A 24,688-nucleotide genomic window follows, 5' to 3' on the forward strand; every position below is an offset into this window, starting at 1 on the left:
TCGAGGGGAGAAGAAAACAATGAGAAGGCTGATTGCTGGTTCCCTGCCTTTTTTTCTGATTCTGTTCGGTTTTCTCTGGCTGATGGCGGCTTGCGTCGACGACGATGACTCCGGATCAAGTCCGGGGCAGGCACAGGCGGATGACGATGACGACAACGAAACCGCCGATGATGATGACGACGACGATGATGACGACAACGACTCGGTGGTGGTGCCGCCCGCGAATCACCCGGCTCCGGAATGGCCGGAATGGGTATTGCGGCCTTGGGTGTGGGAAGACGAAAGCACCCAGGAATCCGCGCTTAATTACGTGCAGGACTACCTGGCGAACGACATCCCCGTCGGGGCGATCATCGTCGACAGCCCATGGGAGACCGGCTACAACACTTTCGATTTCGAACCGACCGCTTTCCCCGATCCGCAGGAAATGGTCGATACCTTCCACGATCTGGGTGTCCGCGTGATGTTGTGGATCACCCCGAACGTCAACGTCGATTCGCCGAATTACCAGGAAGGACTGGACAACGGTTACTACGTTCAGAACGGCGCGACTTACGAATGGTGGAAGGGCGAGGGCAGCCTGATCGACTACAACAATCCGGATGCCATGGATTGGTGGCACGGCATGATGAACAACGTCCTGGATTTGGGCATCGACGGCTGGAAGTGCGATGGATCGGAATATCAGGTTTACCTGTGGCTCAGCGTCGACACCTTCACCGGCGCCATTTCTCCCAAGGAATACCAGAATCTGTACTACCGAGATTTCTTCTATTACACGCGGCAGTACCTGGGCAAGGATCGCGTCATCACGGCGCGGCCGGTGGATTCCTACATGGTGCCGTTCTGGGGGCCCAGTTTCGCGCCGCGCGACGCCAATCTGGCCGGCTGGGTCGGCGACCAGGATCCGACCTGGCTCGGAATGAACGCCGCGTTAATCAATCTGTATTTTTCCGGGGAGCGCGGTTACGTGAACTTCGGCGGCGACATCGGCGGTTACCGCAGCGACGAAATGCGCGATCCGGAACTCTTCGTCCGTTGGGCGCAATTGGGGGCGATGTGCCCGATCATGGAAAACGGCGGCGGCGGCGAACACCGCCCCTGGATGTACGGCGAGGAAGTGCTGGGGATCTACCGCGACTTCGCCAAGCTGCATTACGCCTTGATTCCGTATCTCTACAGCCAGGGCGCCGAGTATTTCGCCGCGGGGCTGTCGGTGTACCGGCCGTTGGCGAAATTCGAATGGAGTCACATGCTGGGGGACGAAATCCTGGTGGCGCCGATCACCGCGGCGGGCGGCGAAAAGGAAGTGACCTTCCCCGCAGGGATCTGGATCGATTATTTCACGCGCGAGGAGTACGTCGGCCCGTCCGTCCAGACGCTGACTTTCCCACTGGCGCGGTATCCGATTTTCATTCGGCAGGGGGCGATCATTCCGCAGTATTTGCGGGACGCCGGGGTCATCGACCCGACGGCCGGCGAGCCCGAGCCGATCACCGCGACGATTTATCCGGGCGCGCAGGGCGGTTTCAAGGTTTACGAGGAAAACGGCACCGGCGCGGACATCGCTTATCAAGTGGACGAGGGACAGCTTGAAATCCGTCTTTCCGCGACGGCGCGGGATTATGCCTTTCGGCTGATCAACGCGACCGAACCGGTTGAAATCACGGTTTTACCGCATGGCGAGTTGACTCGGGTTGCCGATCTGGCGGCCTTGAAAGCGGCGGCGTCCGGCTGGACATTTTTGGAAAATGAGGGTGAAATATGGATCAAGCCTGGGAACGCCGATCAAGGTTTAATCATCAACGTGCAAGATTAGGCTTACAAAAACATACAGAAAGTGACCAAGCGTGGGCGAATCGTCCGAGCTGAAGCTGTTCGAACACTATCGCGACGCCGTTTTAGTGACGGACGATCAATGGACTATTCTTTTTTTCAATGAACCGGCACACCGGCTTTTCGGGACGGAAAACGGCGATTTGGTCGGTCAGCCCTTGCCCCAACTGTCGGGTATGGAGGCGTATCCTTCGCTTTTCGAACAGATTTCGGTCGAGTTGAAAAAACGGGGCAAATGGCACGCGACGGAAATCTGGGCGGGTCCGGAACAAAAACGCACCGACCTGGTCATCGAAAAACTGTCGGCCTATCTGAACAACTCGAAAGGGCTGATCTGGCGTTTTTCCGAAAAATCGCTGCCGCGCTATCCCGACAAGCCGTTTTCGGAAATCGCCGAGATGTACCAGAATCTGGTCGAGCTGGCGAGCGACGGCATCTGTATTTTACAGGATGAAACCATCCACTATGCCAATCCGCAACTGGCGGAGATGCTGGGCGTCTCGACGCGCGAACTGACCGGCGCCCCATTCTTGAAATTCATCAATCCCGAGGTGGTGGCGAAATTACGGGAAAAGTACTACGACCACCTGACCGGCGCCCGCAATCTGGGAATCGTCGAATCCTCGCTGCTGCACCGCGACGGCCATCGCATCCCGGTCGAAATCGACGCCGGCATCATCCCGTTCAACGGACGCCAGGCCTCCCTGGTCACGCTGCACGACATCACCGACCGCGTTCAATCGGAAGCGGCATTGCGAGCCAGCGAGGAACGCTATCGGATCCTGACCGAAAGTTCGATGGACATCATTTGGAGCTACGACCTAAAAACCCAGCGCTTCACCTTCGCCAGCCAGGCGGCGGAAAAAATCCTCGGCTTCAAGCCCGAGGAAATCGTCGGCCAGCGGTTGAAATCCCTTTTCCCGATCGAGTCGGCGCGGCACGTCGCGGCCTCGTTCGAGCAGTTCATCCGCGACTGGCCGACCCGCTCCAGTCTGGTGTTTCCAGCCGAGCACCGGCGGAAGGACGGAGCGGTGGCCTGGCTCGAAATCAACGGGACGCTGGTGCTGGAAGAAGGCCGGCCCAAGGCGATCACCGGGGTTTCGCGTGATATCACCGAGCGGTTGAACGCGCAACGTGATTTGCGGGAAAGCGAGATCCGTTATCGCCGGCTGGTCGAGATGTCGCCGGATATCATTCTCGTGCACGACCTGCAACGGCTCTATTTCGCCAATCAGGCGGCGATCGATAAACTGGGCATCAACGCGGAGGATTTCGGCTTCCTGGATCCGCGCCCCTTCGTGCATGCCGATTATCAGGCGGCCGGCAAAGTGAGTGCCGAGGATGTGCTGAAGAAGGGGAAGAGCCTCCCCTTTACGGAGGCCAAGTTCATCGACAAATCCGGCCAGCCGTTCGATGTGGAAGTCGGGTCCATTCCATTCGGCTACCAGGGAATCAACGCTATTTTGACCATCGTTCGCGACATCACCGATCGGAAAATTGCGGCGGATGCGTTGTCGAAAAGCGAGCAACGCTACCGGCTGCTGGCCGAATACTCCTCGGACGTCATTTGGAAGATGAACCTGGATTTGCAGTTCACTTACGTCAGCCCGGCCGTCGCCCATCTTTTCGGGTATCCGCCATCCGCGGCGTTGAATCATTCCTTCGACGAAATCATGACCCCGGAATCCGTCGCGGCTTTTATGGCCGCGATTCAGAAAGCCATGGCGGCCGAATCGCCGGGAACCCATTCGGGACGGGTCGAAGCCGAAATGATCCGGGGCGACGGCTCGCGCTTCTGGGCCGAGGTTTCCTTTACGGTGCTTTGCGACGCGCAGGGTTTGCCGGTGGAAATCCAAGGGTCCACGCGCGACATCGACCAGCGTAAAAAAGCGGAAAGCGCGCTGTACGAAAGCACCCAGCAATACCGGATCATCTCGGAGAATATGCGGGATATGGTCTGGTTGATGGATCTGAATTTTCAACCCATATGGGTTTCGCCCTCCCTGATCCGCGTCGGCGGCTATACGCTCGACGATTTGCGGCAAGCGCCGATCGGCAAGACCCTGACGGCGGAGTCCAAACAAAAAGCGGTGTCCCTGATTCGCGAAAAATTGATTCCGGAAATGCTGGCCGATCCGACCCAGGAAATCACCGGCAGCGGCGAGTTCGAATATTTCCATCAAAACGGCACGACGAATTGGGCCGACGCGGTGATCACGCTGACGCGCGACGCCAACGGCGCGCCGCTGGGCTTTTTGGGCGTGGCTCGCGATATTTCCGATCGTAAAAAGGCCGATTACGCGTTGGCCTATCGCATGAAATTGCTGCAGCTCATCACCGAGATGGCCACCACCTTCATCAGTCTGCTGCCGGACCAGGTGGACGCCGGGATCGAACGTGCCCTGAAAGAGATCGCCGCCGTTCTCGATGTGCAGCACGGCTACGTTTTCCTTTGCTCCGATCGGGAAACGCACGGCACTTGCACTCACGAATGGGTCATGGACGGCATCGAGCCGCGCAAGCATTTGTATCATGGCCGGCCGATCCACCGGCAAGGTTGGATGTGGCCGATCCTGAAGCAATCCGGACACGTCAATGTCGCGGATGTCGCGGAATTGCCGCCCGAGGCGATAGAATTCGGCGAACATCTCCGGCAGTTCGGCGTACGGTCGTTCGCCGCGGTGCCGATGAGCTATTGCGGCGATTTGTACGGCCTGCTCGCGTTCGAGGATACGCGTCGCCCGCATGTCTGGGACGACGAGTCGATCGCGCTGCTGCGCACGGTCGGCGTGATTTTCGTCAACGCGCTGGAACGCAAACGCGCCGACCTGGATTTGCGGCAAAGCGAGGACACCTCGCGGGTGATGTTGGACGCCAACGAGGCGTTGGCGGTGCTGACCGATCGGGACGGCCGAGTGATCACGATGAACAAAACCGCCGCCGAGGTGCTGCGGCTCGACCTCGAAGCGATCAAGGGAACCGATGCGCTGCAACTGGTGCCGTCCGAATGGCGGGATTACGGCTATCGGGTGATCGAGCAAGTGCGCGCCACCGGCCAGACCCGCATCGAGGAGCAACAATTCGGCGATTACTGGTTCCGTATTCTGCTCAGTCCGGTCCGCGACCCGAGCGGTGGCATTTCCCGCTTCGCCTTCATCGGCCGCGACATCACCGAGTTCAAGACCAAGGAAAAAAATCTGCGGGTCGCCCTGCGCAAGGCTCAGGAAGCCGAATTGATGAAGAGCAATTTCCTGGCCAACATGAGCCATGAGATTCGCACGCCGCTCAATCACATCATTGGCTTGACCTCGGTCATGTTGATGCAAAATAAAATTTCGGTGAACGAGCGGCTGGGATACCTGAAAATCATCAAGCGCAGCGGCGAGACGATGCTCGACATGCTGACCACGATCCTGAATCTGGCGAAAATCGAATCCGGCAAACTCGCGCCGACGCTGCGGCGATTCGATTTCCACCAATGGATTCAGGACATGCGGCAGACCTTCCAATCGCAGGCCGATGTCCGTCGCCTGCAATTCCGTTTTCATCTGGCGCCGGGAATCGGCCCGGAACTGATCGGCGACGTGGTGTTTCTCGGGCAAATCCTCAACAATTTAATCAGCAACGCGATCAAATTCACCCGGGACGGCTATGTCGATTTTCGGGTCGCCATCTTGGAGGATCACCCCGATCGCCAACGGCTGCAATTTGTCGTCGAGGATACCGGCATCGGCATCGATGCGGCCAAGATCGCCAACATTTTCGAGGCGTTTTATCAGACCGATGCTTCCTCGACGCGCGAATTCCAGGGGGCCGGTCTGGGCCTGACCATCACCCGTGAACTCGTGCACTTGCTGCAGGGGACCATCCAGGTGACCAGCACCGTCGGCGAGGGGACGACCTTCACCGTGGTGCTGCCCTTCGAAAAAGCGACCGATTGAAGGCGGCCGGCGTCGTCGCCGTCCGTGGGCGCGGAACGAGCCCCGGAGCGGTCAGATTTTCTTCTGCGGTTTGAGGGACCGAACCACCTTGTCGAGCACCTGGTGGATTTGATCGACGCTGATCGGTTTGGCGAGGACGAAATTCGCCCCCAGATCCATGAAATCCTGCTTTTTCCGATCGTCCACGAAAGCGGAAATGATCGCGACATGCCGCATGCTGGCCGATTCCAGTTGTTTCAGGCCGCGCAGGAAGGACATACCGTCCAGTTTCGGCATCATGTAATCGAGAAAAATCAGATCCGGGTTCAACTGTTCGACGCGGACCAGCGCCTCGTAACCATTCCAACACCATTCGATGTTGGCCGTCGGCATTTTGTGGTGAACGAATTTTTGGATAATTTCCGCCGCGACTTCGTCATCGTCGATGATCAACACGGTCAAGTTGTTGTTTGTCATCTAGCTACCACCTTCCGTCTGCCGTCTTCGCCAACGAGGCCTATTCGCGATATCCCAGGTCGCGATGACGCCGCCGCTTGATCTGAATCAGCTTCACCTCACGTCGCGCTTCTTCATTGGCAGGATTGATATCGTTGGATCGCTTAAAATACGTGCCGGCCAGCCCGTCTTTGCCCTCGGCCTTGAAAATGCGGCCGAGCAGCAAATAGGCTTCGTCGTTGGTGTCGTCCAAGGTGATCGCTTGCTTGAGCATCTCCTTGGCTTCGAAATTCGCCGTCACGTTTTGCTTGCCCGACAATTCGTACAGGCACCAGGCTTTCATCGCCAGGGCTTCGCTGCTTTCCGGATTGATCGCCAACGCCTTGTCCAGGAAATGCAACGCGCCACGGAAATCGTTGCGATTGTAGAAAGTCCGGCCCTCGGTCAGGTTGGTCCGATAGGCTTCCATGTCCCAGGAGGGGAAACGATCGCGCATCGCGTCGGAGACGTCGATCGCGACGTCGGTCGTCGGTTCGCCCTCGAACCGATCGAACAGTTCTTCCCGTTTGGCCGTTTCGCCGAAATTCAACGCCTTGGAAATCACCAGGAGGAAAGCCAGGCGTAGATAATTCTCGAATTTATCCGAGGAAGTCTCTTTCAGTTGTTGGATGCTTTTTCCCAGCAGGGTCGGCACGTAATTCTGCAAATCGGTATCCAGCCGCAACTCGTTGACGATCGTCTCGTATTGGTCGGATTTGTGGAGAATACAATCCATTTTCTTGTTGTGCTGGAAGGACTCCAACAAGTCGGCCGGATCGGCTTCGAACATCAATCCCTGCTTGAGGATTTCGGCTAGCGGCACCGGTTCCATTTTGTAGCGTTTTGGATTCAAGCGTTCGCCGGAGAAATGAAAAGCGCTGCCTTTCCAGAGCGGCGTGAAGACGTCGAGAATTTTTTGCGCCTGTTGCTGCGTCAAATAGTAGTCGAGATCCTTGGCGTCGAGGATCCCCATTTGGACCAATGCTTGCCCCTGCTGGATGTTCCGGGCCTTGGCATATCTCAGGGAGTCGTCGTTTTCCTTTTGGGTCAGCTTGTTGATTTGCTCCAGGTAGCGGCCCAGCGTGTTTTCACGCAGGTAATTCGACTTGACCTCGACCACCGCGCCGGACTGCAACAATACGTTTAAAATTCGGCGTTCGCCCTTCAATCGCAAGACGCCGGATTCGCCGTGCCGGATCAGATGCATGAATAGCCGGGTGATCGACGCCGAGGTGATCTTCCCACGATACCACGGTTTCGAGGTGCGCGACTGCGGAGCGTCGGTCAAGGGGCCTTCCAACCGCTCGGCCAGGCTGCGGCAGGTTTTTTGACCGCTCAACCATTCGCCGATAGCGCGCAGCAAGTCGCCCTGGTCGATCGGCAACTGGATGAATTCATCGGCCGCGATGCGAAAGCCGGCGCGCTCCAGGTCGCTCACCGGCGGCATCTTTCGGGAAAGCAAAAGGAAGGGAATGTTGTTCAGACTGCCGTGGCTTTTGAACAGGCGCGCCAATTCCATACCGGAAATCACCGGCATTTCGGCGCTGCATAGAATTAAGTTCGGCTGAAAATTAAACGTGGTTTCAATGGCTAGTTTGGCGTCCGAGCAAACCTGAACATCGTAATGATATTCCGTTAAAATTTGCCGTATCTTTTCTTCCAAACGCCCTTGTTGGGACAGTAGAAGGATTTTTGATGGATTCATCGACCCTTCACCCTAGCTCTTTCGGTTTTCGCATGAATACATACTACTTTCACAAATCCCAAAACGGGAAGTGTAAAAGTTAGCTCAACACTTTCCGGACATTTTCGAATTCGATTTTTTACCGTTATCTATCGCCCCATGAATCCATTTATAGATTAACACCACGTTTCATGCAATTGTTAAATCACCTTTTTTCTTACGATCGTTCAAAATCGACATTAATATAATTAATTATCCAGCAACATGCAAGACATAGAAAATTAAAAATACTCAGAAGACTGGATTTCAATTAGCCCGATGATTGTCACTTTTTAACCAGGTGGATAAATTATAAAAACATGCAAATGTCCCGATTGCGGGAAAAAGCGGCTTCCGGGAAAAATCCTTTTCATTAATCGTTTTCAGTTGGAACATGAACTTATCGGGCGATGATCTCAAAAATGTATTTCTTGGAGGCTGTTGGTTGGCCGGCAGATCGAAGTTTGGATTTTGGAACGGAAAATTAATGAATTCGCCCCCATTACTTTTCGCTCGCTTTCCGATTGGCGGATAAACCATGACGGCGGCCGAATCTATTTTTTTCGCGTCGATGATGGAGCGTTACAATCGGTCGTAGGGACGATGATTCGATGGTGGGGATAAAATTTGGTTGGTTATCTAAAAATCTACAGATGTCGATAATTCCTCAATTTAATGTGGGGAAGGCTTTGATCAAACCGCGTGGATAATTGCCCGGCAAAAAGCCGGCAGATCATCGGGCCGGCGGCTGGTGATCAAGCGGCCGTCCACCACCACTTCGACGTCGAGATATTCCCCGCCGGCATTGACCAGATCCACTTGAATCGCCGGCGACCCGGTCACTTGCTTGCCGCGAACCACATCGGCTGAGCACAACATCGAGGGCCCATGGCAGATGGCCGCGACGATTTTCCCGGCGGCAAATGCCTCCCGAACCAAACGGACCATCTCGGGATAGCGCCGCATTTTGTCCGGCGCATAGCCGCCCGGAATGATCAAAATGTCGCAGCGGTCGCCGGAAAAATCCGCCGCCTTGCCGTCGACCTTGACCGGATAGGCGCCTGTTTTCCCCGTGTATTTGGTCGCCGAACCCGAACCGATGAGGGTCACCTTCGCGCCTTCCTCCAAAAGTCGATAATAAGGGTACCAGAGCTCCATTTCTTCATAGAGTTCCTCGGCGAGGAGATAAACGATTTTACCGTTCAATGACATGAGCATATCCCCCATTTCCCTTCGGCAATCGGCTGGGAAAACGGTATCCCTGCCATGCAAACATAATCACGTCGAAGGGAAGGCAAGGGAGGGAAGAGCCTTTTTAACGACCGCGGCGGATTTCGCGGCCGAGCTCCGGTCCGGCGAGCACCGGATACGCGGCGGGATCGATCAGTTCGCAACAGGCTGCCGGCAAACGGTCGATTTCCCGCCGGGCATTTTCTTTGATGGCGGCCAACGACGGCGATTCACCGGCCGGTATCCCCTCGCGGATCAAGGGTCGCAAGATCGTTTCGGCGATCCAGGCCGGATTCGTCATCAAAACCTGCTCGCCGGTTTCCAGCGAAAACAATGGCGTCGAATGCATCCAATCCGGTTTGGCGGTCTCCAGTTCCAGCACGTCGGCGACAAATCGCCCCTGCGGATCGCTGAGCCGCCAGAGATCTTTCATGCCGGGAACGGTGGTTTTTGCGGTGGAATCCGAACGCTTCATTTTGCATTCCCATCGCTCGTTCTCGCCCTCCAGGGCGGCCAGTTTGTAAACGCCGGTCAGTGAGGGATCGTCCTGGGCCGTTACCAGCCGCGTGCCGATTCCCCATTGATCGATCGGCGCTCCCTCGCGCAATAGCGCCGCGACCCGATATTCGTCCAGGTCGCCGGAAGCGACGATTTTCACCCCCGGCAGATTCGCTTCGTCCAGCCGGCGGCGGGCTTCCTTGGCCAGCGCGGCGAGATCGCCGGAATCCAAGCGGATGCCGAACAGCCGGTGGCCTTTTTGCTCCAGTTCATGCGCGACCTGAATGGCATGGGGAACGCCGCTGCGCAGGGTGTCGTAGGTGTCGACCAGAAGAGTGCCGTTTTCCGGATAGGCTTCGCAATAGGCGCGAAAAGCCGTCAGTTCGTCCGGAAAGGCCATGATCCACGAATGGGCCTGGGTGCCGCGCGCGGGAATGCCGTATTGCCGGCCGGCCTCCACGTTGGAGGTTGCCGCGCACCCGCCGATATACGCCGCGCGGGCGGCGGACAGCGCGCCATCAGCTCCCTGGGCTCGTCGCATGCCGAATTCGAGAACGTTGTCGCGCCCGGCCGCCCGGCAGATGCGCATGGCCTTGGTGGCGATCAGTGTTTGGAAATTGACCGCGTTCAACAGGGCCGACTCGATCACCTGTCCTTGATCGAGCGGTGCGCAAACCCGCACCACCGGTTCGTAAGGGAAAACGCAGCTTCCTTCCGGCACGGCATCAACGTTGCCGGTGAATCGCCAATCGCGCAGATAGGCCAGAAAATCCGCCGAAAACATTCCCAGCGAGCGCAGATGATCGAGATCGGTCGCGGTGAAATGCAAGCCGTTCAAAAAGATCGCGACGTCGGCGATCCCGGCGGCGACGGCATAACCGCCGCCGAACGGCAAACGGCGGAAAAACATTTCGAAACAGGCGCGGCGGCGGTGGATCCCTTCGCGCCAATAGCCTTGCATCATCGTCAGCTCGTACAGATCGGTGAACAGCGGCGTGGCGGGGAGAGTCATGGTGGTCGCTCACCTCGATTCGATGATCTCGGCCGATTGAACGCGATTGACGCCGGCGCGATCCATTTCGTTTAGCGCGGCGGCGAGCGAGCCGTTCAGGTCGATACCGCGGCAGGCGTCTTCGACGACGAATACGCGAAAGCCCAGCCGGTGGGCGTCGAGGGCGGACCAGAGGACGCAGAAATCGGTGGCGAGCCCGGCCAGGTAAACGGTGTCGATGCCGCGGTCGCGCAGATAGCCGGCGAGGCCCGTGGCGGTGCGCTGGTCGTTTTCGAAGAAGGTCGAATAGGAGTCGATGGCGCGATGAAAACCCTTGCGAATGATCAGTGTGCCGGACTGTACGTCCGCTTCCGGATGGAATTCCGCGCCGCGGGTGCCTTGAACGCAGTGCGTCGGCCAGAGAATCTGCCGGCCGTAAGCGAGATCGACGGTTTCATAGGCCTTTTTCCCGGGGTGGGATGACGCGAAGGAAAGGTGATCGGCCGGATGCCAATCCTGTGTATAGACGATGTGCTGAAACGAGCGCGACAGACGATTGACGACCAGAATGGCCCGGTCGCCTTCCGGCACGGCCAGCGCGCCGCCCGGACAAAAATCGTTTTGCAGATCCACTGCGATCAACGCCTGGTTCAATCCCCTGATCGTTCCCAAGTCTTCCGCTCCGTTGCTTCGGTTACCCTCGAATTTTGCGCTACAAGCAGGCCCGCAACAAGGCCGGGCACGACCGGCTCGGAACGAAAATAGGCAATTCGGAAATTCATGCTTAAAGTTAAATCAGAGGAGATGGAAGGATGATGCCGATCGTTCAGCCGGACATCGAAAAATACCTGGCCACCGTGCGCTCGCCGTCGGTTCCGCCGTTGGCCGAAATGGAGGCCTGGGCGGCGGCGCACGATTTCCCGATCGTCGGCCCCGATGTCGGCCGATTGTTGTTCATCCTGGCGCGTTTCGCCGGGGCGCGGCGAGTGCTGGAATTGGGCTCCGGTTACGGTTACAGCGCGTTTTGGTTCGCCCTGGCGCTGCCGCCGGACGGCGAGGTTCATTGCACGGACCAATCGGCGGACAATCGCGATCGCGCCCGGGACTATTTCCGGCGGGCGGGAATGGAGGGCAAACTGCACTTTCACGTCGGCGAGGCGCTGTCGCTGGCCCGCGGAATTCAGGGGCCGTTCGACATCGTTTTTAGTGATATCGACAAGGAGGATTATCCGGCGGCGATCGCAACCGCGACGACTTTGCTGCGCGCGGGCGGTTTGTTCGTCACCGACAATGCCTTGTGGTACGGCAAGGTCGCCGCGCCGGAACCGGATGCGCCGACGCGCGGTGTCCTGCGGTTCAATCAATCACTGGCGGCCGATTCTCGTTACGAAACGGTGATCCTGCCGCTGCGCGATGGTTTGTCGGTGGCCGTGAAAAAGTAGCTTCGCCCAGGGCGGAGAGCTTGGCGGTGGAGGGAGTCTGCATTGATCGCGGAGACTCGCGAGAAACGAAAGGGCGTGCTTTTCGAGATTCTCGAATCGTGCCTGCAGATCGACGAACTGGCGGTCGAAATCTACCAGCGGTTCGCGACGGATTCGCCGGCCGGCGACTTACGGCGATTCTGGGAAGAATTGGCGGTCGAGGAAAAGGATCACGTCGGTCTCTGGGAAAAGATGCTCAAGCTGGCCGAATTGCACATCCTGCCGCAGGTATTCGATCAGCCGTTCATCATTCGGGATAAGTTGGCCGGGATTCTGGCGCGCAGCCGGGAACGATTCGGCGAATACTGCCGTAAACCGGAGTCACATCAGGCGTTTCTGGTGGCGACGGAATTGGAGTTCCAGATGCTGCACGAGGCCTTTCTAACATTGATTCATTTTTACAATCAACTGACGGACAGCGAAATCGCGCCGCTGGATTACCGCCGGCATATCACAATGTTCATCGAGGGAACCCGCGCGTTCAATCCCGAGAGCCCGGATTTGCAATTGCTGATGCAATCGATCGAATCGATGTTCAATAATGTCCAGGCTCTGGTGGAATACGGCCGCACCGACAGTTTGACGGGATTGGTCAATCGGCGCGGTTTTCTGGCCACGTTGTCGACCCACGCCTACCTGGCGCAACGCAATTCCTACGCCATGGCCGTGCTGTTGATCGACGTGGACGAGTTGAAGCGAATCAACGAAGAGCGCGGTTTCGCCGTCGGTGATCGCCTCCTGCAGGTCATCGCCGAGAAATTGAGCGAGGATGTGCGGCACTCCGATTTGCTCGGCCGCTACGAAGGGGATTGCTTTGCCATGGCCTTGAGCCGCGTCACCGCCAAGTCGGTGCCCAAGGTGGTCGAAACGATCCGTCGCCGCGTGGAACTGGAAACCGCCGCGCTGGGCGCTCCGGCCACGGTGAGTGTCGGTGCGGTCTACGGAAAATTTCGTCGCACGGTCGACACCAATCTGCCCCGGCTCATCGAATCCGCGGAACAGAATTTACGCAAAGCCAAGAGCGACGGAACGAATCGAATCGTGGTCACTGGAATACCCGCCGGCCGATAAAGCAGTGGTGTATCTCGTTGTTTTTCGATCGGCCAATGCGGCTGGAAAGCTAAAATATATGGAAAGTGGCGTAATTAAGCGATTCAAAAGACGAAAAAATCACAGAATCCCGTTAATGCTTTAACAGGGAGGGTATCGTGAGGAAATTCACAGCGCAAAAATTTTCCACCACGCAAATATTTTGATAGCTTTTACAGGACGTTTTTGGCCTGTAAGTCCAATTGTCGCAATCGAAAATGCCGAATCGCGCGAATCGATTTCAACACGGGAGAATGGTTGCACTTTCCTCTTGACCTTCGGGGGCCGGTTAAGTATTCTGAGCAACCTGAATGAGCACTCACTCAAAGAAGCCAATCATGTCAGAGGGCAAAAAGCACTGGGGTTTATTATGAGCGAAAGTCTGGCAAGCACCATCAACAAGATCTGTGGCGGAGTGGGGAAGGATCAATCGCGGTTAATGGACATCGTCGAGGCCGTCCAAGCCAAAAACGGGTACATCAGCAGCGAAGCGATCGACCTCATCGCGAAGGAACTGGGCATCCCGCGAGTGGAAGTGGCGAGCTTGGTTTCGTTTTACGCTTTCTTCTCCGACACGCCCAAGGGCAAGATCGTCATCCGGCTGTGCAACGACATCATCGACAAATATCAGGGTGTCGATCAGGTCGCCGAGGCCTTCAAACAGGAACTGGGCATCGATTTCGGCGAAACCACGAAAGACGGCAAGATCAGCCTCGAATGGGCGCCCTGCATCGGGATGAGCGATCAGGCGCCGGCGGCGCTGGTCAACGACGTCGTGGTGACCTACCTGTCCAGCGACAAGGCGCGGGAAATCGTCCGCACCCTGAAGGAAACCGGCGACCCGAAACGGCTGGTCAAGCGCCTGGGTGACGGCTTCAACGCCCACGAACTGGTTCGTTCCATGGTCCACAACAACCTGCGCCGCAAAGGCCAGGTGTTGTTCGCCGATTTCCCGTCCGGCGAGGGGCTGCGCAAAGCCCTGGCGATGAGTTCGGTGGAAGTCATCCGCGAAATCAAAACGGCCCGCCTGCGCGGCCGCGGCGGCGCGGGCTTCCCGACCGGCCTCAAGTGGGAGTTCACCCGCAATTCCGACGGCAAGCAGAAATACGTGCTGTGCAACGCCGACGAAGGCGAGCCCGGCACGTTCAAAGACCGCGTGCTGCTCACCGAACGCGCCGACATGCTGTTCGAAGGCATGACGATCGCCGGTTACGCGATCGGCGCCGAAATGGGCATCCTGTATCTGCGCGGCGAATACGCTTACCTCGAAGCCTACCTGAACAAGGTGCTCGACGACCGCCGCCGCCAGGGCTGGCTCGGCGCGAACATCATGGGCAAGCAGGGCTTCAATTTCGACATCCGCATTCAGATGGGCGCCGGCGCTTACGTCTGCGGCGAGGAAACCGCGCTGATCAGCTCCTGCGAGGGCCTGCGCGGCGATCCGAAAAACCGGCCGCCGTTCCCCGCCCAAAAGGGCTATCTAGGCAACCCGTCGACGGTCAACAACGTCGAGACGTTCTGCTGCGTGCCGCGCATCATCGAACAGGGCGCGGCGTGGTTCTCGGAAATCGGCTCGCACGGCAGCCCCGGCACCAAGTTGTTGTCGGTCAGCGGTGACTGCTCCAGCCCGGGCGTCTACGAGATTCCGTTCGGCATGACGCTGGCCGATCTGCTCAAGGAAGTCGGCGGCACGGACGCGATCGCGGTGCAGATGGGCGGCCCCTCGGGCAACCTGGTCGGTCCCGCCGATTTCGGCCGGACGATCTGCTTCGACGACCTGGCGACCGGCGGCTCGGTGATGATCTTCGGGCCGGAACGCGACGTGCTCGAGGTGGCCGAGTCCTTCATGGAATTCTTCATCCATGAAAGCTGCGGCTACTGCACGCCCTGCCGGGTCGGCAACCGCCTGCTCCGCGAGCGCCTGCATCAGATCCGCGCGCTCCAGGGCACGCCGCAAGACATCGAGTACCTGCAGAAGCTGGGCGAGATCGTCAAAGCCGCAAGCCGCTGCGGGTTGGGCCAGACCTCGCCGAACCCCGTTTTGACGACGCTGAAAAACTTCCGCCCGGCGTACAACGCTCTGGTCCACCCGATGAAGGACGGCCAGCAGCCGACCTTCGACCTGGCGCAGGCGTTGAAGTTGGCCGAAAAAGTGCAGGGCCGCAAAGCGGTCCATCACCACGAATAGAGGGTGGTACCATGAGTGACGCAATCACCTTTATCATTGACGGTGTCGAGATCAAGGCCCAACCGGGGCAGACCATCCTGCAGGCGGCCGAGGCGGCGGGCATCTACATCCCGCGGCTGTGCTTCCATCCCGAGCTGAAGGTGCACGGCAGTTGCCGCGTTTGCACGGTGCTGGTCAACGGCCGGCCGCAGGCGGCCTGCACGCAGCCGGTGGCGCCGGGCATGATCGTCGACAACGGCTCCGAGAAAATCGCGGCGATCCGCCGCGCCATCATCGACATGTTGTTCGTCGAGGGCAACCACTTCTGCATGTTCTGCGAAAAGAGCGGCAACTGCGAACTGCAGGCGATGGCCTATCGCTTCGGCATCGCCGCCCCGCAGTATCCCTATCTCTTCCCGCAACGGGAAGTGGACGCCTCGCACCCTGATATCTTCATCGACCGCAACCGCTGCATCCTCTGCGGTCGTTGCGTGCGCGCCTCGCGCGATGTCGACGGCAAGACGGTGTTTGAGTTCGTCGGCCGCGGCCACCACAAGAAGCTGGCGGTCAACGCCGACGCCGACCTGGCCGCGACCAACGCGGCGGCCACCGACAAGGCGGTGCAGATTTGCCCGGTGGGCGCACTGTTGCGCAAGCGGGTGGGCTACAAGATTCCGGTGGGCCAGCGGTTGTACGACCACGAGCCGATCGGCTCCGCTATCGAGAAAAAACAAGCTTCGGCCAGCGCCGATAAGTGAGGTTGACAGATGGAAAAACCGAAAATCGCCACGGCATCTCTGGCTGGTTGCTTCGGCTGTCACATGTCGATCCTGGACATTGACGACCGGATTCTGAAACTGGTCGAGTTGATCGATTTCGACAAGTCGCCGGTGGACGACATCAAGGAATTCACCGGCCGGTGTCTGGTCGGCCTGATCGAAGGCGGCTGCGCCAACGAGGAAAACGTCCGCGTGCTGCGCGACTTTCGCAAACACTGCGACATCCTCATCTCGGTCGGCGACTGCGCGATCATGGGCGGCCTGCCCGCGATGCGCAACACGGTGCCGCTCAAGGAATGCCTCGAAGAGGCGTACCTCAACGGCCCGACCGTTTACAACCCGAGCGGCAAACTGCCCAACGATCCGGAAATCCCGCTGCTTCTCGACAAGGTCTATCCCTGTCACGAAGTGGTGAAAATCGACTATCACCTCCCCGGCTGTCCGCCTCCAGCCGACACGTTGTGGGAAGCGTTGGTCGCGTTGCTTACCGGCAAACCGCTGGCCCTGCCGTACGAACTCATTAAGTACGACTGAGCGAGAGAGGATAGGGAGTCGCCATGAAAGAGACGAAAGAATTAAAACGCGTGGTTATCGAACCCGTGACGCGTGTCGAGGGTCACGGCAAGGTGACCTTGCTGCTCGACGAGAAAAACAAGGTCGCGCAGGCGCGCCTGCACATCGTCGAGTTCCGCGGTTTCGAGCGCTTTATCCAAGGCCGGCCGTACTGGGAAGTGCCCGTGCTGGTGCAGCGGCTGTGCGGTATCTGCCCGGTCAGCCACCACCTGGCGGCCGCCAAGGCGATGGACGTCATCGTCGGCGCCGACCGGTTGACCCCGACCGCCGAGAAGATGCGCCGCCTGATGCACTACGGCCAGATGTTCCAGTCGCATGCGTTGCACTTCTTCCACTTGGCGTCGCCGGACCTGCTGTTCGGCTTCGACGCCGATCCGGCGATCCGCAACGTCATCGGCATCATCTACAAGCACCCCGACCTGGCCGTCCAGGCGGTGATGATGCGTAAGTACGGGCAGGAAATCATCAAGCGGACCGCGGGCAAGAAAATCCACGGCACCGGCGCGATCCCCGGCGGCATCAACAAAAACCTCACCATCGAGGAACGCGATTACCTGCTGAAAGACCTCGACCAGATGATCACCTGGTCGCGCGGCGCGATGGCCATCGTCAAGGACATCACGCGCAAGGGACTCGAAGCGCTGGCGCCGTTCGGCTCCTTCGATTCGAACCACGTGAGCCTGATCCGCGCCGACGGCGCGATGGATCTGTACCACGGCAACCTGCGCGCGATCGACGCCGGCGGCAAGAAGATCTTCGATCAGGTCGACTACCAGAAATACTACGACTACATCGCCGAGGAAGTGCGGCCGTGGTCGTACATGAAGTTCCCGTTCATCAAATCGATTGGCCCGGAAAACGGCTGGTACCGCGTCGGCCCGCTGGCCCGCGTGAACGCCGCCGATTTCATCGATACGCCCGAGGCGGAAGCCGAACGGAATGAATTCATGGCGTTGGGCGGCGGCAAGCCGATCAACATCACGATGGCGTATCACTGGGCGCGCATCATCGAATTGTTGCACTCGATCGAAAAGATCAAGGAACTGCTGAACGACAAGGATTTGCAGGGCAACGATCTGGTGGTCAACGGCCAGCGCCGCGAGGAAGGCGTCGGCCTCATCGAGGCGCCGCGCGGTACGCTGTTCCACCACTATCGCGTCGACAAGAACGACCAGGTGGTCATGGGCAACTTGATCGTCTCCACCACCAGCAACAACGAGCCGATGAACCGGGCGGTGCAGAAGGTCGCGGCCGACACGTTCGACGGCCGGGCGATCACCGAGGGCATGCTCAACGGCATCGAAGTGGCCATCCGGGCCTACGATCCGTGCCTGTCCTGCGCGACGCACGCCCTGGGCCAGATGCCGCTCGAAGTGACGCTGGTCGACGCCGAGGGTAACCTGGTCGACAGGAAGACGAGAGGTTGATCCCGGACGCGGACCAGGTGTTGCTCTATGGTTACGGGAACCCGGGCCGCGAGGACGACGGCCTGGGAACGTCCCTGGCCGAGGCGGTGGAAAAGCTGGCGATCGCCGGTGTGGCGGTTGACGCCAACTACCAACTCTCGGTCGAGGACGCCGCGACGGTCGCCCGATACCCGGCGGTGATTTTCGCCGATGCGGCCGTGGCGGGGCCCGAGCCCTTTTCCTTCGCGCCGCTGGCGCCGAAACGGCAACTGTCGTTTTCCACGCACAGCGTCGACGCGGCCACGGTCCTGGGGCTGGCGGAGGAGATGTTCGGGGCGAAAACCAAGGGCTATCTCCTGGGGATTCGCGGTTACTCGTTCGGGATGTTCACTGAAAAGTTGACGGCACAAGCCGAGGCCAATCTCGCGGCGGCGATCGAATTTCTGGTGCCGTTGCTCCGGCAGGGCCCCGTGGCGCTGGCGGCGGCAGGCGACCGGTCGCGACCGGCGAGTTGAACCCAACCAGGCGCGAGGGAAGAAGATGAAAGACGGAAAATTCGTGATTCTGTGCATCGATGACGATCCGGATGTCTTGATGGTATTGCGGACCATTTTGGAAAATGCCGGCTACCACATGGAAGAGGCCCCCAGCGCCGAGGCCGGCCTGAAGAAATACAAGGAAGCGCATCCCGATCTGGTCATCGTCGACATGATGATGGAAGAGATCGACGCCGGGCGGAACTTCGTCCGGGAACTGAAACTGCTCAAGGCGGAGCAGCCGGTGTACATGCTCAGTTCGGTCGGCGACTCGCTGTCGCAGAACATCAGCTACACGGAACTGGGGCTGGCCGGCGTCTTCCAGAAGCCGATCGATCCCAATACCTTGCTGGTGACCCTGAAGACCAAGTTGAAGAAATAACGGGGCGAACAATCGGGAAGGTACGCCGGACCGGCGACGGTGCGGCGCGCCTTCCTTTTTTAAGACCATGAAAATCGCACTACCCAAAAGCATCGCGGCGCCGGCCGTCGCCCTCGGGGGCGACTTGAAATGCCGGCCGGTCTGGGCGCAAAACGACCAGGCCGAGGTGTTGGACGAAATCGGCGATCTGGCCGGGCCCGACACCCAGGACAAACTCGAAGCCCTGCTGGATCGGCTCGCGCCGGAACTCATCATCTGCGACCGTCATCCGGGCTACTTTTCCACCGGCCTGGGCGAACGCGTCGCCGCCGAACGCGGCTGCCGGATCGCCCACGTGCAACACCACCGCGCCCACGTGGCGGCGGTGTGCCTGGAACGCGGCCTGTATGCCGAACCGGTCGTCGGACTGGCGTTCGACGGCACGGGCTACGGCGACGACGGCATCGCCTGGGGCGGCGAAATCTTCGCCGGTTCCCTGCGCGACGGCCTGCGGCGCGCGGCACATTTCGCTCCGCTGCCGCTGCCGGGGGGCGATGCAGCCGTGCGCGGCCCCTGGCGGATCGCGCTGGCGATGCTTGCCGAACGCGGCGTTCCCGAAAGCCGTTTGGCCGAATGGATCGCCCTGCGACAGGCACCGGTAAACGACCTGGCGCTGTTTCAGGCGGGCTTGCGGGCCCGGCTGGCGGTCGGCCGCAGCACGGCGCTCGGCCGCTGGTTCGACGCCGTCTCCGCGCTGCTCGGCATCCGCGTCACCGCCGCTTTCGAGGCGGAACCGGCGATCGAACTTCAAAAGCGGGCGGAAGCGGCCGGCGGACCGTCGCCGACGATCGAATGGCCGTTCGCGATTTCCGCCGGCGAGCCGGCGGTGATCGATTTCCCGGCGATTCCGGAACTGGCGTTCGCGGCCGCGGCCGACGCTCCCGCGTTGGCGTATTCGTTCCACGTCGCCGCCGCGCGGGCCGTCGCCGAAGTCGCGGCGCGCCTGGCGCGGGAGACGGGCGCCAAGACCGTGATCGCGTCCGGCGGCGTCTTTCTCAATCGGTTGCTCGATCGGTTGTTGAACGAGGAACTGGCGGCGCGCGGCCTGACCGCCGTGAAATCGCAGCAATTGCCGCCCGGCGACCAGGCCATCGCCCTGGGTCAAATCGGCCTTGTCCTGACCGCTCCCGCCGATTAGTCTATTCACCGCACGGAGGGCAGGATGTGTCTGGCAAAACCGATGAAATTGACGACGATCCAACCGGACGGTCTGTCCGGCGCGGTGGACGCGGGCGGGACCGAGTTGCCCGTCAATCTGATCCTGGTGCCGGAAGCCAAGCTGGGCGATTACGTCTTGGTGCACGCCGGTTCGGCCATCGAGGTCCTGGAGGAACAGGACGCGCGGGCGATTCTGGAGGCCTACGACGAGTTCGTCGAAACCGGCGAGGCGCTGGCGCCGGAGGCTCGCCGGCCGGATGAAAACTGATCCCCGTCAATTGAAGGAAACGGTGCGCGCGCTGACCGCCGCCCTGCGCGAAGAGGCGGCGCTGCTGGCGGCGGTGACCGTGATGCACGTCTGCGGCACGCACGAGCACGAGATCGGCCGGCACGCGTTGCGGCAACTGCTGCCCGCCAACGTGCGGCTGGTCGCCGGACCGGGCTGTCCGGTCTGCATCACGCCGGCGGCGGCGATCGCGACGGCGATCAAGCTGGCCCTGCATCCGGCGCGGCCGATCGTCTGCGCCTATGGCGACATCGTCAAAACCCCGATTCAAAGCGGTTCGCTGTTCGACGCGCGGGGCGACGGCGCCGACGTTCGCGTGGTCTACGATCTGCACGAGCCGGCCGAGCTGGCCCGGCGGCACCCGGACCGCACGGTCGTTTTTTTCAGCATCGGTTTCGAAACCACCGCCGCGCCCGTCGCGGCGATGCTGCTGGGCGACTTGCCGCCCAACTTTACGATTTATACCTGCCACCGTTATGTACCGGCGGCGGTGGAGGCGCTGGCGGCCGGCGGCGAGGACGCCATCAGCGGTTACCTGCTGCCCGGCCACGCGGCGGTGATCACCGGCCAGGTCGCGTATCAATTCCTGGCCGACAAATATCGCCTGCCGTCGGCCGTGGCGGGTTTCGCCGCCGCCGATATCCTAGCCGGGCTGTTGTCCATCGTCCGCCAACTTCGCCGGGGCGAGCCGACGGTGGCGAATTGCTACCGCCAGGTGGTGCGCCCGGAAGGCAATCGCCGCGCCCAGGAAGTGATGGACCGGGTGTTTACGCGCGCCGACGCCGCGTGGCGGGGAATCGGCATGTTGCCGGGCACCGGGCTGGTGTTGCGCGAACCGTTCCGGCGCTACGACGCGCTGTCGCGGCTGGGCGTCGCCGAGGAAACGGGCGTGGAGGACGTCATGCCCGGTTGCCAGTGCCACCTGATCATGGTCGGCCGCCGTGAGCCCGAGCAATGCGGGTTGTTCGGCGGGTTGTGCACGCCCGACCATCCGCGCGGCCCGTGCATGGTCGGCGGCGAGGGCGCCTGCCGCGCCCATTATCTCTATCCGGAGGATCCTCATGAGTGATCGCATCCGCCTGGCCCACGGCTTCGGCGGCAAATTGACCCAGGATCTGCTCGACGAAGTGATCATTCCCGCGTTGTCCGGCCACAACGGTCACGCGGTGACCCTCGACGCGGCGGTGTTGCCCGATTTGCGGCCGCCGGTGGTCGTCTCCACCGACAGCTTCACCATCACGCCGCGCTTTTTCCCGGGCGGCGACATCGGCAAGCTGGCCGTGGTCGGCACGATCAACGACGTCGCCATGATGGGCGCGGCGCCGCGTTACCTGTCGCTCGGGCTGATCATCGAGGAAGGCTTCGCGCTCGAGGAACTGACGCGCATCATGCGGTCGATCGGCGAGGTCTGCCGCGCCACCGGAGTCGAGGTCGTCACCGGCGACACCAAGGTCGTGGAAAAGGGCACGGTGGACGGGCTGTTCATCAACACCACGGGTCTGGGCACCCGCGTGTTCGGACCGGTGGGGCCGTCCCTCATCCGCGCCGGCGATCTGCTGCTGGTGACCGGCACCGTCGGCGATCACGGCGCGGCGATCCTCAACGCCCGCGAAAAGCTCGGCTTCGCGCGCGAACTGGCCAGCGACTGCGCGCCGCTGCACGAACTGGTCGCGCAAGCCGCCGCCGTCGCCGGGCCGCATCTGCACGCCCTGCGCGATCCCACGCGCGGCGGGCTGGCCGCCACGCTGAACGAATTTGCCCAGGACACCGGCCTGCAGATCGTGCTCGAGGAAACGCAAATTCCGATCGCGCCCGGCGTCGCCGCGTTCATCGAGGTGCTCGGCCTCGATCCGCTGCCCCTGGCGAACGAGGGCAAAGCGTTGCTGTTCGTCGCGCCCGAAGCGGCCGACGCGGTGTTGGAAACGATCCGCCGGCATCCGCACGGCGCCAATGCGGTCCGCATCGGCCGGGTCGAACCGGGCGGCAAGCGCGGCCGCGTGGTCATGGAAACCGCCATCGGTACGCGCCGGGTCGTCGAAATGCCGATTGAAGCCGGCCTGCCGCGGATCTGCTGATGCACGAGGGCGCGATCACCCGCTCGATCCTGGATGCCGCAATCGCGGCCCTGGCCGAGAACGAGGTCCGCGGAACGGCCCGCGAGGTGCGCGTCACCGTGGGCGTCTGCCAGGGCCTGGTGCCGGACGCGATGCAAATGTTTTTCGACGCCTTCAAGGCGGAAACGCCGCTGGCCGAGGCGGAACTGGTCGTCGAATTGCAACGGATGGTCGCGCATTGTCCGAGCTGTCGGCAGGACTTCGAACGCGACGAACCGATTCTGATCTGCGAGGTTTGCGGCTCGCCGATGAATCTGATCAAGGGCAAGGAATTGTTAATTACCGCAATCGAGGTGGAAGAATGACTACGCTTGTTGTCGATAAGGATCCGCGCCGCGACGATCAGAAGCTGGCGGCGGATATTCGCGCCGATCTCCAGCGCCGGGGCATCCTGGCGATCAACCTCATCAGTTCGCCCGGCTCGGGAAAAACGACGCTGCTCGAAAAAGCGTTGCCGTTGCTCGCCGCCGATCTGCGTTTGGGGGTTATCGAGGCCGACGCGGCGACGCGCAACGACGCCGATCGCCTGGAAAAGCTGAACATTCTCGTCGAGCCGATCTGTACCGGCATCACCAGTTGCCACATCGCGACGCCGTCGGCGAAGAACGCGCTGGCCAACCTGCCGCTCGACCGGCTCGACCTGGTGGTGATCGAAAACGTCGGCAACCTGGTCTGTCCGGCTGAGGAGGATCTCGGCGAGGATTACAAGATCGCCGTGCTTTCGATCGCCGAGGGCGAGGACAAGCCGCTCAAGTACCCGTTGCTGTTTCAGGAGGCGACGCTGGCCCTGATCAACAAAATCGACGCCGCGGCGGCGTTGGGCGCCGACGTCGATCTGATGGAGAAAAACATCCGCGCGGTCAATCCGCGCCTGGAAGTGTTGCGCGTTTCGGCCCGCACCGGCGAGGGCGTCGGGCGGTTCGTCGCTTGGGTCAAGGCGCGACTGGCCGCCAAACGCCGCGGATAAAATCCGGACATTCCTGGCGATTCGACGATGACAGCGGGCGGACAACCCATTATAGTAGGCGAAATTGCGAGGGCTTCGAACGATGCCGCGTTGCGTCCGCTGTCAGCGTGAAGTCAACGAAACGATCCATCAGGGCGACCATTACCGCCTCGACGGCTTCCGCCTTCATACCGGCAAGGTCAAGCGCATTCAGTCCCAGAGCGGCGACGGCGAACACCAGAACTACTTGCAGCTTTCCGATCCGTGCGAAATCTTCCTGTGCGTCGATTGCTTTCACCAACCGGGCATGAGCGATGTTTGGCTGCGCCATTTCCCCAGTTGCGAAGAACTCAAAGTGTTCCATCGCTGAGGCGCGCCGGGCGCTGCGCGGCTTGTACCGCCGAGCGTTCGCGCATTTCGGCCCGCTGCACTGGTGGCCCGGCGAGACGCCCTTCGAGATTTGCGTCGGCGCCATCCTGACCCAGAACACCGCCTGGACCAACGTCGAAAAAGCCATCGCCGTGCTGCGGCGCAAGAACCTGCTGACGGTCGAGGCGATGCGGCGGGCGCGGCTGGATCATCTGGCGCGGGCGATCCGCTCGTCGGGCTATTACAACCAGAAGGCGCGAAAGCTCAAAACCTTCTGCGACCACGTCGCCAAGGCGCACGACGGCCGCCTGGAAAAGCTGCTGGCTCTGCCGCCGGCGCGGTTGCGCGCGGAATTGCTCGCCCTCAACGGCATCGGCCCCGAAACCGCCGATTCGATCGTGCTTTACGCCGCCGGCCAGCCGATCTTCGTCATCGACGCCTACACGCGGCGGATTCTGGCGCGGATGGGACTGACGCCGGAGGAGATCGACTACGCCGAGCTGCAAGACCTCTTTCACCGCTGCTTTCCGCCCGACGCGCCGTTTTACAATGAATTCCACGCCCAGATCGTCTACCTCGGCAAGGAGTTCTGCCGCCGGCGCGAGCCGCGCTGCGGCGATTGCCCGGCCGCCCTCCGTCGCGCCGCCGGCGCGATTGATTGACGAAACCC

23 protein-coding genes are annotated in these 24,688 nt (G+C 60.5%); 18 read left to right on the top strand and 5 right to left on the bottom strand.

Annotation, left to right across the window (positions count from 1 at the left end):
* The first annotated feature begins 19 nt into the window (after positions 1–19).
* Both GX444_05450 and GX444_05455 read left to right on the top strand, forming a co-directional pair.
* Entirely contained in the window at positions 20–1,819 is a 1,800-nt protein-coding gene (locus tag GX444_05450; GenBank protein NLH48035.1) for a hypothetical protein, read from the top strand.
* Between the two features lie 31 nt (positions 1,820–1,850).
* Positions 1,851–5,777, top strand: a complete 3,927-nt coding sequence (locus GX444_05455) for a PAS domain S-box protein (GenBank protein ID NLH48036.1) — start codon at positions 1,851–1,853, stop codon at positions 5,775–5,777.
* Positions 5,778–5,828: 51 nt separating this feature from the next.
* Here GX444_05455 and GX444_05460 read toward each other — a convergent pair whose 3' ends face one another.
* The 5 genes from GX444_05460 to pncA form a co-directional block, all read right to left on the bottom strand.
* The gene (locus GX444_05460) at positions 5,829–6,233 is read right to left on the bottom strand and encodes a response regulator (protein ID NLH48037.1); all 405 of its coding nucleotides are present in this window, start codon (positions 6,231–6,233) and stop codon (positions 5,829–5,831) included.
* A gap of 40 nt (positions 6,234–6,273) precedes the next feature.
* A complete protein-coding gene (locus tag GX444_05465) occupies positions 6,274–7,956 on the bottom strand; it encodes a response regulator (GenBank protein NLH48038.1) in 1,683 nt (560 codons plus the stop codon).
* A 711-nt stretch (positions 7,957–8,667) separates the two neighbouring features.
* Complete coding sequence (locus tag GX444_05470; GenBank protein ID NLH48039.1) at positions 8,668–9,186, bottom strand: type 1 glutamine amidotransferase; 519 nt, start codon at positions 9,184–9,186, stop codon at positions 8,668–8,670.
* 103 nt (positions 9,187–9,289) lie between these two features.
* Entirely contained in the window at positions 9,290–10,714 is a 1,425-nt protein-coding gene (locus GX444_05475) for a nicotinate phosphoribosyltransferase (protein NLH48040.1), read from the bottom strand.
* A gap of 9 nt (positions 10,715–10,723) precedes the next feature.
* Positions 10,724–11,356 carry a bifunctional nicotinamidase/pyrazinamidase gene (pncA, locus tag GX444_05480; protein NLH48041.1) on the bottom strand — a complete coding sequence of 211 codons (633 nt, stop codon included), beginning with the start codon at positions 11,354–11,356 and terminating at the stop codon, positions 10,724–10,726.
* A gap of 149 nt (positions 11,357–11,505) precedes the next feature.
* Here pncA and GX444_05485 point away from each other — a divergent pair, with 149 nt between their 5' ends.
* From GX444_05485 to GX444_05560, 16 genes are all read left to right on the top strand, one after another.
* Positions 11,506–12,135, top strand: coding sequence for an O-methyltransferase (locus GX444_05485; protein ID NLH48042.1), 630 nt, complete (start codon positions 11,506–11,508; stop codon positions 12,133–12,135).
* Positions 12,136–12,177: 42 nt separating this feature from the next.
* Complete coding sequence (locus GX444_05490; protein NLH48043.1) at positions 12,178–13,245, top strand: GGDEF domain-containing protein; 1,068 nt, start codon at positions 12,178–12,180, stop codon at positions 13,243–13,245.
* A 388-nt stretch (positions 13,246–13,633) separates the two neighbouring features.
* Positions 13,634–15,451 carry an NADH:ubiquinone oxidoreductase gene (locus GX444_05495; GenBank protein NLH48044.1) on the top strand — a complete coding sequence of 606 codons (1,818 nt, stop codon included), beginning with the start codon at positions 13,634–13,636 and terminating at the stop codon, positions 15,449–15,451.
* An 11-nt stretch (positions 15,452–15,462) separates the two neighbouring features.
* On the top strand, positions 15,463–16,188 hold the full coding sequence (locus GX444_05500; GenBank protein NLH48045.1) for a 2Fe-2S iron-sulfur cluster binding domain-containing protein: 726 nt from the start codon (positions 15,463–15,465) through the stop codon (positions 16,186–16,188).
* A 9-nt stretch (positions 16,189–16,197) separates the two neighbouring features.
* Positions 16,198–16,743 carry an NADP oxidoreductase gene (locus GX444_05505; protein ID NLH48046.1) on the top strand — a complete coding sequence of 182 codons (546 nt, stop codon included), beginning with the start codon at positions 16,198–16,200 and terminating at the stop codon, positions 16,741–16,743.
* A 23-nt stretch (positions 16,744–16,766) separates the two neighbouring features.
* Positions 16,767–18,209 carry a Ni/Fe hydrogenase subunit alpha gene (locus GX444_05510; protein ID NLH48047.1) on the top strand — a complete coding sequence of 481 codons (1,443 nt, stop codon included), beginning with the start codon at positions 16,767–16,769 and terminating at the stop codon, positions 18,207–18,209.
* Positions 18,206–18,703: a hydrogenase maturation protease gene (locus GX444_05515; GenBank protein NLH48048.1), complete on the top strand. Its 498-nt coding sequence runs from the start codon at positions 18,206–18,208 to the stop codon at positions 18,701–18,703. The genes GX444_05510 and GX444_05515 overlap by 4 nt, the downstream gene beginning before the upstream one ends.
* Positions 18,704–18,728: 25 nt before the next feature.
* Positions 18,729–19,106 carry a response regulator gene (locus tag GX444_05520; GenBank protein NLH48049.1) on the top strand — a complete coding sequence of 126 codons (378 nt, stop codon included), beginning with the start codon at positions 18,729–18,731 and terminating at the stop codon, positions 19,104–19,106.
* A gap of 124 nt (positions 19,107–19,230) precedes the next feature.
* Positions 19,231–20,283 carry a hypothetical protein gene (locus GX444_05525; protein ID NLH48050.1) on the top strand — a complete coding sequence of 351 codons (1,053 nt, stop codon included), beginning with the start codon at positions 19,231–19,233 and terminating at the stop codon, positions 20,281–20,283.
* Positions 20,284–20,307: 24 nt separating this feature from the next.
* A complete protein-coding gene (locus GX444_05530; protein ID NLH48051.1) occupies positions 20,308–20,571 on the top strand; it encodes a HypC/HybG/HupF family hydrogenase formation chaperone in 264 nt (87 codons plus the stop codon).
* Positions 20,561–21,658 (top strand): hydrogenase formation protein HypD, encoded by a 1,098-nt coding sequence (hypD, locus tag GX444_05535; GenBank protein NLH48052.1) that lies wholly within the window; start codon positions 20,561–20,563, stop codon positions 21,656–21,658. Before GX444_05530 ends, hypD begins: the two co-directional genes overlap by 11 nt.
* On the top strand, positions 21,651–22,664 hold the full coding sequence (gene hypE / locus GX444_05540) for a hydrogenase expression/formation protein HypE (protein NLH48053.1): 1,014 nt from the start codon (positions 21,651–21,653) through the stop codon (positions 22,662–22,664). Before hypD ends, hypE begins: the two co-directional genes overlap by 8 nt.
* Positions 22,664–23,008: a hydrogenase maturation nickel metallochaperone HypA gene (locus tag GX444_05545; GenBank protein ID NLH48054.1), complete on the top strand. Its 345-nt coding sequence runs from the start codon at positions 22,664–22,666 to the stop codon at positions 23,006–23,008. Before hypE ends, GX444_05545 begins: the two co-directional genes overlap by 1 nt.
* The gene (hypB, locus tag GX444_05550) at positions 23,005–23,670 is read left to right on the top strand and encodes a hydrogenase nickel incorporation protein HypB (GenBank protein NLH48055.1); all 666 of its coding nucleotides are present in this window, start codon (positions 23,005–23,007) and stop codon (positions 23,668–23,670) included. The genes GX444_05545 and hypB overlap by 4 nt, the downstream gene beginning before the upstream one ends.
* A gap of 82 nt (positions 23,671–23,752) precedes the next feature.
* Entirely contained in the window at positions 23,753–24,019 is a 267-nt protein-coding gene (locus tag GX444_05555) for a hypothetical protein (protein NLH48056.1), read from the top strand.
* Positions 23,964–24,680 (top strand): endonuclease III domain-containing protein, encoded by a 717-nt coding sequence (locus tag GX444_05560; GenBank protein NLH48057.1) that lies wholly within the window; start codon positions 23,964–23,966, stop codon positions 24,678–24,680. The genes GX444_05555 and GX444_05560 overlap by 56 nt, the downstream gene beginning before the upstream one ends.
* Positions 24,681–24,688: the final 8 nt, after the last annotated feature.

It is taken from the genome of Myxococcales bacterium (assembly GCA_012517325.1).
In the GTDB taxonomy this organism is placed as follows: Bacteria; Lernaellota; Lernaellaia; order Lernaellales; family Lernaellaceae; genus JAAYVF01.